The 10,918-nt window shown below is 27.2% G+C and carries 8 protein-coding genes; all 8 read right to left on the bottom strand.

Annotation, left to right across the window (positions count from 1 at the left end):
• Positions 1–295: 295 nt before the first annotated feature.
• The 8 genes from FHR24_RS15275 to FHR24_RS15240 all read right to left on the bottom strand — a co-directional run bounded on the left by FHR24_RS15275 (position 296) and on the right by FHR24_RS15240 (position 10,155).
• Complete coding sequence (locus tag FHR24_RS15275) at positions 296–997, bottom strand: hypothetical protein (RefSeq protein WP_167191018.1); 702 nt, start codon at positions 995–997, stop codon at positions 296–298.
• Positions 987–1,307: a hypothetical protein gene (locus FHR24_RS15270; RefSeq protein WP_167191014.1), complete on the bottom strand. Its 321-nt coding sequence runs from the start codon at positions 1,305–1,307 to the stop codon at positions 987–989. The genes FHR24_RS15275 and FHR24_RS15270 overlap by 11 nt, the downstream gene beginning before the upstream one ends.
• 265 nt (positions 1,308–1,572) lie before the next feature.
• The gene (locus tag FHR24_RS15265) at positions 1,573–2,193 is read right to left on the bottom strand and encodes a DUF3226 domain-containing protein (RefSeq protein ID WP_167191011.1); all 621 of its coding nucleotides are present in this window, start codon (positions 2,191–2,193) and stop codon (positions 1,573–1,575) included.
• A gap of 2 nt (positions 2,194–2,195) precedes the next feature.
• Positions 2,196–3,263 (bottom strand): AAA family ATPase, encoded by a 1,068-nt coding sequence (locus FHR24_RS15260; RefSeq protein ID WP_167191008.1) that lies wholly within the window; start codon positions 3,261–3,263, stop codon positions 2,196–2,198.
• Positions 3,264–3,544: 281 nt separating this feature from the next.
• Entirely contained in the window at positions 3,545–4,138 is a 594-nt protein-coding gene (locus FHR24_RS15255) for a hypothetical protein (protein WP_167191005.1), read from the bottom strand.
• A 1,593-nt stretch (positions 4,139–5,731) separates the two neighbouring features.
• Positions 5,732–8,632 carry a DUF3696 domain-containing protein gene (locus tag FHR24_RS15250; RefSeq protein ID WP_167191002.1) on the bottom strand — a complete coding sequence of 967 codons (2,901 nt, stop codon included), beginning with the start codon at positions 8,630–8,632 and terminating at the stop codon, positions 5,732–5,734.
• 167 nt (positions 8,633–8,799) lie between these two features.
• The gene (locus FHR24_RS15245; protein ID WP_167190999.1) at positions 8,800–9,522 is read right to left on the bottom strand and encodes a DJ-1/PfpI family protein; all 723 of its coding nucleotides are present in this window, start codon (positions 9,520–9,522) and stop codon (positions 8,800–8,802) included.
• A 57-nt stretch (positions 9,523–9,579) separates the two neighbouring features.
• Positions 9,580–10,155 (bottom strand): Crp/Fnr family transcriptional regulator, encoded by a 576-nt coding sequence (locus FHR24_RS15240; protein ID WP_167190996.1) that lies wholly within the window; start codon positions 10,153–10,155, stop codon positions 9,580–9,582.
• Between the last annotated feature and the right edge of the window lie 763 nt (positions 10,156–10,918).

Below are 10,918 nucleotides of genomic sequence, written 5' to 3'. Positions count from 1 at the left end.
TAAAATCTTTCAGCGATTAAAAATTTCATAAAAAATGATGAAGTAGGGAAGTGGTGTTTTCCAGTTTTAGCGGTTCTGACCTATGCTGGGTAACGTATTTTGCTATGGTTAGTGCGGTTTGAAAATCGGCTAGATTTTCGGACAAGAACTAAGCCATAGCTTTTTGTTTGGTTTTGTTTCTTTTTTTGGATTACTAAGCCAAATCGAAAAGATTTGGCGGACTTAGTAAATATAGACAAAACTTTGGGAAAGAACTAAACCCCGCATTAACTATGAGCAGGTGTTGTGTAAAGTTTTATTTTATAATTGTTTCACCTTTTTTATTGGTTTTTATTTTGTGCTTATAATGTGGAAATAACCATAATGCAGAATCAAGTTTTTTATTATTTAATAATTTAACATTATAAACACCTTTATTCTTCTCAATATTTGTTTTAATTCCATAATTGTTTTCAATTAACTTTAAGAGAGCATTTTTGGCTTTTAATTCATATTCTAAATTAGAAATTTCATTAAGTTTAGCCTTTCTAATACTATCAATCGCTTGTTTGTTGTCAAAATAAAATCTATTGTTTTTTTCCCACAAAACACCTTTTTCTTCTAATTCATGGATGACTTTTTTATAATAATCTATTAGTAAACTATCTTTTAATTTCTGTTTTTTTAATTTATCATTCTCATCAAGAGATTTATTTGTAATTTGTATTACTTCATCAATTGAAATAGGTTTATCATTAAGGGTTACACCAGAAATTACATTTATATTAGAATATTTTTCATTTTTAATAGAATCAATTTCTTTCTTATTTTTCTTATAAACCTCTAAAAGTTTTTTATTACTCTCAAATAATTTATTTTGAAGACTATCATTTTCTTTAATATTGACTAAGATTTCTTTTTCAAGAAAGTCATTTTCTTTGTATGAGAAAAAAATTATAATTGAAAATAAGCTCAATACTAAAATAAGCAAGAAAATCACTATGTTTTTATTTCTCATTTTTACTATTGATTAAGTTAGTTATTTCATTCGCTAGTTTACTATCAGGGTCTATATTTAAATAAAATTTAGTACTGTGTTTATTAATCAATTTGATTTCATTTATTTCTAAATCTTGTACGTGATTTCTTTTTAGATATTCAATTTTATCTTCGTATCTATTTTTAACGTTCTCAATTCTATTTTCATATAAAAATGACATTATAGTATAAGTTAGACCTATCCCTATTGTAAAGGAGCCAATACAAGATTTAATAGGATGTTCTTCAAAAACATCTTGAAAAGATAAATTTTCTTTATTTTTTGCCATTAGGCTTGAAAATGATAGAGTAGTAATTTTTAGTAAATATAGTTTTTTTATTATAAATTTTACACAACGGTTTGGCTAAGCTTAGTGTGGGAGTTGATAAATCAGGATTTATCGGACGAGCCACTTAGCTTAGACTTATTTATTTGTTTTTTCTTGTCGACTTAAAACTAATCAAATAAGTTTAAGCGGACAAAGTAAATAAGCCAAAAACATCAAGAAAACCTAAAACCCCACATTAAGTTTAGCCGTTGTTGGCTAAAGTAAATTATCTTTTAAAATAGGTATCTAAAAATGATTTAAATGAATTCATATATTGTGAATTTAAATCCCAATGTTCGACTTCATTGTAGTTTCTATTAATTTCTTTGATTTTCTTTTTTTGACTTTTGCTTTCACCTAATAAAGCCTCCAAATAAGCATAAACTTTAGTTTTTCTTGCAGGAGTCGTTAATGGGGCTGATCTATTTGGAATTTGTTTTTGTTTCAAACAATTTTCATAATTATCCCAACAATCTAATATTGGTTTGTTTATTGGGTTTATTATATTTTCTAGTAAAATTTCAAAATCTCCATTATCTTTATTGTTAGGCCATAAAAATAACTCAAAATTAACCTTTTTACCAGTTTTCCAGTTAGTTAAGTCATCTTTTCTTTGTGTGAAATCATTATCAGAATCAAAAATCAATAGATTAACTCCATCATTATCAGAGTTTTTATTCATTTCATTAATAATAGCTTCACTTCCTTCTTTTGAATTTATTGAATCCCATCCATTTGTTATAATAATACCATTTTTTTCAATGGAATAATTATATTCATTTTTTAAATAGTCAATAATGAATTTTTCATCTGCTATGCCTTCAACAAATATTTTAATACTAGTCATTATTATCTAATTTCTGTGTTTAAATCAATTGCACTTTTAAATCCATCAAAAGTATATTTATATGTCTTTGCACCTTGTTTTTTTGTCTGGGCTAATTTATATATTGATATTTTTTGTTGATAATCAATATATTTAGTTTCTTCTAAAAGTTCTTTAACACATTTTAAAGTTTCAATATTATGACTAGTTATAAAAAGTTGAGTGTTAAATTCTTTTGAAATATTAATTATACTTTCCCAAAGACCTTTATGTGCAGAGTAATGTAAACCATTTTCAATTTCATCAATTAAAATAAAACTATTTTGTTTTTCAGCTATAGTTGTTACGATGTTGAGAAACTTTCTAACACCATCACCAGACAAATTAACAGGTACTAATTCATTGATGTCTTCATAGTCAAAATATAAACCATCTTTTAAAGGAAGAATATTTATAATTTTAGGATCTATTTTTTGTATAGCCTTTAAAACAATGTTTCCTTTTTTATGCTTTAAAATTTCACTATATCTTCGTAGGGCATTATCATCTGAAATATTTCCAGATAAAAGAACAGCACTATATTCTTCCTGGTAATTATTATTAAAAGTAGGAATTAGTTCTGAAGGAGGATTGAAAATTAAAGAACTTTTATAGCTTTTATTCGGGGAGTGTTTAATTTTATTTGAAAATTTTAAATTTAAACCATTAATATTTGGAGCTGCTGATGAAGCTTCTATTTCGTCAATATTGTTACTTGAACTAGTGTTTTTTGTTATAATAGGTTCTAATGTTAAACTCCTTTTTACCTCATTATTAAATGTACACTCAATTTTAGGGGTGTTTTCTAAATTTAATTGATGAAACAAAAACTTAAAATCATTGGCATTTTTGAATTTTAACCCTCTTATTCTATTGATGTTATCAGGTAATAAAGGGTTAGACATTCCCATTATCAAAAAAAAAGCTTCTAATACTGAAGATTTTCCAGAATTATTATTACCAACAAGTATATTTATATGATTAATGTCTTCAATTTTTAGTTCTTTAAAACCTCTAAAGTTTTTAATTACTATGTTTTTAATAAGACTCATTTTGTTTTTTTATTTATATAAGTAAATATACATTTAGTGTTGATAAAACCAAAAAAAATAATTTGTTTTTTATTTTAGCCAACGGATTTGGCTAAGCTTAGTGTGGGAGTTGATAAATCGAGATTTATCGGACGAGCCACTTAGCTTAGACTTATTTTTAGTTTTTATCTTCGTCGGAATAAAACTAATCAAATAAGTTTAAGTGGACAAAGTAAATAAGCCAAAAACATCGAGAAAGCCTAAAAACCCACATTAAGTTTAGCCGTTGTTGGCTGTAGTTTTTATTTCAAATTTTCTAATAATTGATATTTTTCGTTAACAAGACTTGATCTTTTCTTTCCTACTGGTTCATTTTTTAATTCGATTTCTATTTTAATGAATTTATTAGCAAAATTGTAAAATGTTTCAGTTGTTGTAAAATCTTTCAACCATTTTGAGAAGTCATTGAGTTCTACTTGGTTTTCCGAATATTTTAAATTTTCTACTAAACTTGAGTATTCCCAATTTGAACTCTCATCTTTATCAAAATGTAGTAATTCATTTCCTAAAAATATGTCAATTAAATAAGTATTAGAATAAAATGTTTCTAAAGCTTTTTTCTCAGCAAGTTTAATTTTATTCTTTTTAAAAAGTGTAATTGTCCATTCGAATAAAAATATTGGAAATCCAGAATCTTCAGGAAAATTTTTGTCAAACCAATTAAAATATCTCATAGCTCCAGAATAATCGTTTAATTTTAAATATAATTCAGGTGGTAAATATCTAAGCCCTCTACCGTCATGATAAAATCCACCCCAATGTTTTTTATCAGCAGCGAGTTCTCTTTTAATTTTCTTAATTTTATTTTGAATTCTTTCGACTTGTTTTGGAGTCATTTTCTGTTTGATTCGTATTAATTACTGCCAACGGATTTGTATAAAAATCAGTTTGTGAGAAAAGAGGCAGAGCCTTTTCGAACGACTGATTTGACTTTTGTTAAAAGTACAGAACATTGGAAAAGAAACCAAACACAAATTGTTTTTATGCGGTGTTAGCCTGCGTATTTTTCAACCTTTGAAAAATATTTCAGCAAGTGATAATTTTTTTAGAATTGTAAACTTAAGTTTTTCAGCTTTTAAGATTTCTTTCTTGTGTTTTCGTTTTCAGAATTAATCTTTCAAAACTTGGACTTTTTTTATTTTTCACTGTTTTAAATATTTTCTTAAGGGATTTATTTTTCAATAATAAATTTCAGCTTAGCTCCGATTTATGGAATTCTCTATCGGACAATAAAAAGTTGCTTATTAATAAAAATCTTTCAAAGCATATTTTAAACCTATTTTCTCAGCGTTTGAGTATTTTTCAATGGAGAATGTTTTCTCAACAACGCTTTTAGCTTAGCGTTGATTTATGTTGTTATTTATCGGTGTTAAATAAGCTTTCAATAAGTTGTTAAACGACTTAATAAGAAAACAGCGAAGCTAACCGAAAAATTTCCTTAAACGACTTTTTTCAGAAGTTGTAAATCTTTCGTTTTTATAAGTTTTTTTGAAGTAGAATAGGTAAGTGGTTTACTTTCAATTTCAGCGGTTCTGACCTATGCTGGCTAACGTATTTTGCTATGGTTTGTGCGGGCTTGAAAATCGGGAAGATTTTCGGGCAGGTACAAAGCCAGAGCTTTTTTGTTTGTTTTAACTTTTTGTTTTTTAAAGCCAAATCGAAAAAGATTTGGCGATGTTGTAAATATAGAAAAAACATTGAGAAAAAACTCAGCCCGCATTAACTATAGCCGTTGTTAGCCTGCGTATTTTTGAAAGGTTGAAAAATATTTTATTCATAATTAATTTTTTTAGAATTAGAACAAAAATATTCAGCGATTAAAAAATATTATTTAATGAGAATTTCACAGCCCAGGACTACAGATTATTTCATTTATTAAAAGAACTTTTCATTGAAAACTAAATTTTAAAATAGTTGATTTTAAGTGTGATTTCTCAGCGTTTTGTAAACTATTGATGGATATTGTTTTCTCAACAAAAGAATTTTATTAGGAGTGATTTATGAGCTTTTCTATAGGCAAAGAAATAACTTTCAACAATTTCTTAAGCGACTAAATAAAAAAACAGCGGAGCTAACCGAAAAATTCTCTTAAACGACTTTTTCAAAGTAATTTTAAGATCATTCAACGATTGAATATTTCATAAAAGGAGAAAAAAGGAGGGAAGTGGTTTTTTTAGTTTTCTCGGTTCTGACCTATGCTGGCTAACGTTTGGTATATGGGAAGTAGGGCAGTTGATAAGCACTTACTTTCAGATTTAACACTTAGCTAAATATAAATATTTTGTTTTTAATTTTCGTTTAAATGCTAAATTTTATATTTAGCGGACTTTGTAAATAAACACAGGACTTGGAGTTAGTACAAAAGCCCTATTTTTTATATACATTGTTAGGCACTGCTTACTTTATTGGAGTGTTTCTCATAAAATATACTATAAACACTTAAAAATAGCTTCAACTTTAGCAACATAACCCTCTGCTGTACTCTTGTCAATAATATCATTGGTACAAGTACTGTTGTTATAAGTATGACCAGCACAGTTTCTCAAATCCAATATGTTTCGACAAGTAATAAATAATCCTTCTGCTGTATTATAATCTTTCCAAGTATTCTTTAGGTATTTTGAAAATTCTTCCATTAAAGGAACAGAGCTATAATTGTAAGTAGGGTTTTTTGTTGGAGAAATGTAGTGAAATAATTCAAAGATTTGAGTTAGTTTACCAAATACCCAATTAGGATTATTTTGGATATAGTTTTTCAGTTCAAATAGGTTTACTTTTTTATCTGAGCTAACTTGATAATTACAATTATGAGCATCAAGAGTTAAACCTAAATCAGTAAATACTTGTCTAATTTTATTTGTATAATTTGTAGTATCACACCAGTTAGTTATAGAGCCTGTATCGAGAGTGTTTTTAAAATCACTAACCCATTTTATCATCTCAAATTCAACAGCTCGACCATATTGTATAATAACAGGTGCAAAATCAGCATCATTGTCTAAATTCTCTAGTAGAAATTTTCCTGTTGATAAATATTGAAGTGTTTTTGAATTATTAATTTTGCTTTTATCTACAAGCGTTTCAATTTCAGTTAAATACTTTGAGTAATCGTTTTTAGATGTATATTCATCAATTGTGTTTTCTTGTTCTTTTATGAGTTCCTGAAGTTCTAATTCTTTATCTTGTTTCTCTTTCTTAATTCCATTAAGTTGCTCTTCTAATTCATTTTTCCCCGAAGTTGTAGTAGCTAGTTCTTGATTGAGCTCTTCTATTTTTGAGTCATAGCTGTCAAGCGTTTCACCAGACTTTTTTAGTTCGTCTTTTATTTTTTCATAATTTTCAATAAAACTATTTCTTTGGATATTTAACAAACTTAATTTCAAATTAGTCTGTTCATCAAAGAAACCTTTTCCAAAATACTTGTCATAATCAATACTTCCATCTTTACCAATTTGTACTTGATTAATGTACTTATTTTTCAATCCTTCTCTGACATCATTTGGATGATTGAAGTAATACATCTTAACATCATTTGATGAAACTATTTTTCGACCTATATATTCTTGAAATTTATAAATTAGATATTCACTATGAGTTTCTATAAGAAACTGAATATTGAACCTAGAAGCAGCATCAATAAATAACTCAGTCATTTTTGATTGTAAAGATGGGTGTAGGTTGGCTTCAGGTTCTTCTATTAATAAAGAAGAAGGGTTAAAATAGATTGTTTGTTTTTCATAAAAGCCTTCTTGACCATTCCAAGAATACTCATGTATATTTTGATGCTTTTGAGCAATAATAGCTATCTTCATAATGATTGGAAGTAACTGAGATACCCCATATCCTAAATCAACTAAAGGCGTTTTTGTATCATCGAAATTAACTAAAAATATTTTAGTTAAACCTATTGATTCATCTCTAAATACAGAAAGTTCTTTTCCTATTTTGAAGCCTTTTTGTTTCTTTATTCCGTTTTTATCTAATTCTTTAATCTCACCTTTTCCAATCCAAAAGTTCACAAAACTTTTGATTTGTGGGTGATTTTCTAAATATATAGCAGAAAAATCTCTTACAGTTTGAATGTCTTCACTATTCTGTTCGTCAATAAACCATTCTCTGTTTCTACCTCTTGTAGTTGGCAGAAAATAAACTTTTTTTAAACTATTTATTTTTTTATGAACAGTATCTGAAAAATCTTTCCCTATCGCTCCCAATAGATTTGTGAATATAATACTATTAGGTGTAGTTTGAAATGTTGAAGCTTTAAAGAAAGCTTTTATATTCTGTTCATCGTCATTTTTTTGGTCTTCTTCAAGTTGCTCTTTTTTTAGTTCGGCTTTTACAATATCTCTTTCTATGCCATCTAATGGACTTGAAAAGTTATCTTTAAAACAATCTAAAACTTTATTTTGAATATTATTTTTTCCTTTAATTAACTTAACAATAATGTTTCGTTCTATTTCTAATAGTTTTGTCCTTTCGTTTTCTGTTAATTCTATATAATCAGAGAATAAACTTTTTCCATTGACAAGTTTTTTTGTAAAGTTTTCATATCCATCTTTTTTATATTTTAAAAAATGTAAATCAAGAAAGGCTTGATTATATTTTTCAATTCTACTATATAAATCAAGAGTAAAATATTCTTCAGTTTTTTCATTAGGTTCAAATCCTTCATTTTCCTCTACAAAAGTTGTTTCTGTAATAAGTTGAATAATTTTTTTTAAATTAATACTTGTATGCATTTCCCAATGAGGAGGCTCATCATAAGGTTCCATATAGCCTATTATATTTGACCAATGAAGATATTCTCCATCTTTTATAATCGCAATATTTTTAATGTCATGAGAAACTAAGACTTCTTGGTTACCCTCCTTCTTGGGTTTAAATTGTTTTAGGTCGTATCTAATTTCTAAAGTTGCACTTATTTCTCTACTTCCTCCTAATTTAATAGGGAATGTAAATACTATATCTTCATCCTCTTTAAAAATAGGTAGTTCAGAGGAGACATTTTCATTATTTTTATGAAAATCAGCAAGTCTGGAATACATATGTTGACTTTTGGGAATTTCTGAATTCTTGAAAGTAGACATTGTGACTCTATTGACTATACGTTCAAGATTCCCAAGTTCATGTTGCATAGCTTTAAAATCCAAGTTTTCTGAAAGTATTCCATCTTTAAAATTATGAACCAAGAGTTGTATAGCTTTGAAAATAGAGCTTTTTCCAGCATTATTTGTACCAGTGATTAATGTAATTGGTGCAAACTCCAAATATTCTTTCTTTTCGAAAGTCCTAAAATTCTGTAAACCTAATCCTTCTAAATTTGGCATTTTTTTAAATTATTTGCTTATTTCTTGAGTTGTGCCTAACGGTTTGTATATGAAAAGTAGCGGATTAATAAGCATGAACCTTTCGGAAAGCAATATACTTAATTAAACGCAAAAACGATTCAGGCTTACACCTGAACCGCTATTTTTTATATATGTTGTTATGCACTTTACTTTATTCGGTCAAATAGTATTGAGCTTTCGACAAATTTCCTGTGTTCCTTATTTGTTAGTTTTTCAAGTAAATCAAATGAAGCTGTATAACTTACTAAACTACCATTCGAAGAAATAAATTTTCCGTCTTGAATTACAGTAATTTTATTGTCATCTACTACATTTAGGCTTGGATAATCCTTTTTTAAGTATTCTCCACCTGTGACATATGTAACTATCTCTTTATTTTTTGCTATACCTGCTTCTCCAATTAACCAAGCACCCGCACAATGACTAGCAATATAGTCTGTTGTTTTATTTTGTTTCTTTATAAAATTAATTAATATTTTATCTGAAGTTTGGTTCTCTGGATTATATGAACTTGGCACAACCAAAACTTTTAAGTCAGGTATATTGTCAATAATATAGTCTGGTGTAATTTTTAACCCGTGAGCACTATTGTAAGTTTTGTTTTCGGTTGCAATGGTTATTACATTAAAAAATTGTTTTCCCTCAATATTTGGGTTGGAAAAAACATCTAAAGGAGCTACGACCTCGTTAATAATTACACCTTCAAATATTAAAATTCCAATTGTTGGAATATTTTCGTTAATTGTTTTTTTTATCATTTCATTTTGAATTAAAGTTTCTAGTTTTAAATCAGTTTCAGTATCTTTTTTTTGTTTATCACAACTAATGATTGTTAAACATACTAAACAGATTATAAGTGTTTTATTCATTTTTATAAGTTTTTATGCAAAAATATAATTTTGAAGAATAAAGAAACTTAATCAAGATTAAGAAAGGATATTATTTTTTATTTTACTTACAAATTCAGGCGACATTCCTAAATAGGAAGCAATCATATATTGAGGTACTCGTTGGGTAAATTCTGGGTTTTTAGAAACAAAAATTTTAAATAGTTCGTCTCCTTTTAGACTGTACATAAATTCTATTCTTTTTTGAATAGCAATGTATGTTTTTTCCATTATTATTCTGAATAGTTTTTCAGTTTGTGGTATTTCTTTACACAATTCTTCAAAGGTTTCTTGAGGTAGTTCTAATAATTCTGTATTCTCTATTGCTTGAATATATAGTTTGGAAGGGGTTCTGTTTATAAAGCTTTCATAATCAGTTATCCACCAATTGTCAATTCCAAAATGTACAATTTGTTCATTTCCTTTATTGTCTATGTAGAATAAGCGAATACAGCCTTTGGTAATGAAATATCTTGATTTGCAAAATTCACCTTGTTTAAGTAAAAATTCCTTTTTCTTTATTTTTTTTGGTATTAGGTACGATTGGAATGCATTTATTTCTGTTTCCGAAATTGAAATATATCTGCGAATGTACTCAATCAAATTAGGATTCATCTCTTATGATTTTCGTTTGGGTTTTGAGTCGTATTGTGCATAACGTATTTGTATAAAAATCAGTTTGTGAGAAAATAGGCAAGGCCTTTTCGAGCGTACTGATTTAACTTTTGTTTAAAAGTACAGAACATTGGTAAAGAAACCAAGCACAAATTGTTTTTATGCGGTGTTAGCATATCGTATTTTATTTACTGGAATTTTTCTAGGAATTAAAATATTAGCGTTGCTACTAAATTCATTAGAATTTTAATTTTCTTTTAAATTAGAAATTTCTTTAGTTTTCTTAAATTTTCAAAACTCAGCGTTGCTACTTTTTTTTCTTCAAGGATTAAAACTTGCATTTAAAAGACTAAATTTTTCTAGACTTAAATTTCTCAAAACTCCACGTATCTACATTTTGATTTTTAATGATTTTAAAGCTCTTTTATTATTTGAAACAAAATTTAAAAAAATTCAACACAGCTACTTAAATAGCCGAAAGAAGCAATGATTATTTTCTATAAAACTATCGATAAATTAATTTTAGGGAAAAACTACTGAACCAACAGGCGATGAAAATTTGCTGAAGTATAATTAAAAATATTTCAAAGTTTAGAAATGTAGTTTTTTAGAATTTACCCAAACTGATTCCCAAACTTTATCATAGAATTTTTTTCAACTATGTATGCTAACGTATTTTGCTATGGTTAGTGCGGGTTTGAAAATCGATAGATTTTCGGGAACGCACTAGCCGAAGCTTTTTGTTTGGTTTTGTTTCTTTTTT

This window comes from Wenyingzhuangia heitensis (genome assembly GCF_011762155.1).
Taxonomy (GTDB): Bacteria; Bacteroidota; Bacteroidia; order Flavobacteriales; family Flavobacteriaceae; genus Wenyingzhuangia; species Wenyingzhuangia heitensis.
This window is presented reverse-complemented; position numbering and strand designations above follow the sequence as displayed.

Bases quoted from the DNA above. Each gene is read 5' to 3' on its own strand.
- FHR24_RS15275 (WP_167191018.1), bottom strand. From the start codon at position 997: ATGAGAAATAAAAACATAGTGATTTTCTTGCTTATTTTAGTATTGAGC.
- FHR24_RS15270 (WP_167191014.1), bottom strand. From the start codon at position 1,307: ATGGCAAAAAATAAAGAAAATTTATCTTTTCAAGATGTTTTTGAAGAA.
- FHR24_RS15265 (WP_167191011.1), bottom strand. From the start codon at position 2,193: ATGACTAGTATTAAAATATTTGTTGAAGGCATAGCAGATGAAAAATTC.
- FHR24_RS15260 (WP_167191008.1), bottom strand. From the start codon at position 3,263: ATGAGTCTTATTAAAAACATAGTAATTAAAAACTTTAGAGGTTTTAAA.
- FHR24_RS15255 (WP_167191005.1), bottom strand. From the start codon at position 4,138: ATGACTCCAAAACAAGTCGAAAGAATTCAAAATAAAATTAAGAAAATT.
- FHR24_RS15250 (WP_167191002.1), bottom strand. From the start codon at position 8,632: ATGCCAAATTTAGAAGGATTAGGTTTACAGAATTTTAGGACTTTCGAA.
- FHR24_RS15245 (WP_167190999.1), bottom strand. From the start codon at position 9,522: ATGAATAAAACACTTATAATCTGTTTAGTATGTTTAACAATCATTAGT.
- FHR24_RS15240 (WP_167190996.1), bottom strand. From the start codon at position 10,155: ATGAATCCTAATTTGATTGAGTACATTCGCAGATATATTTCAATTTCG.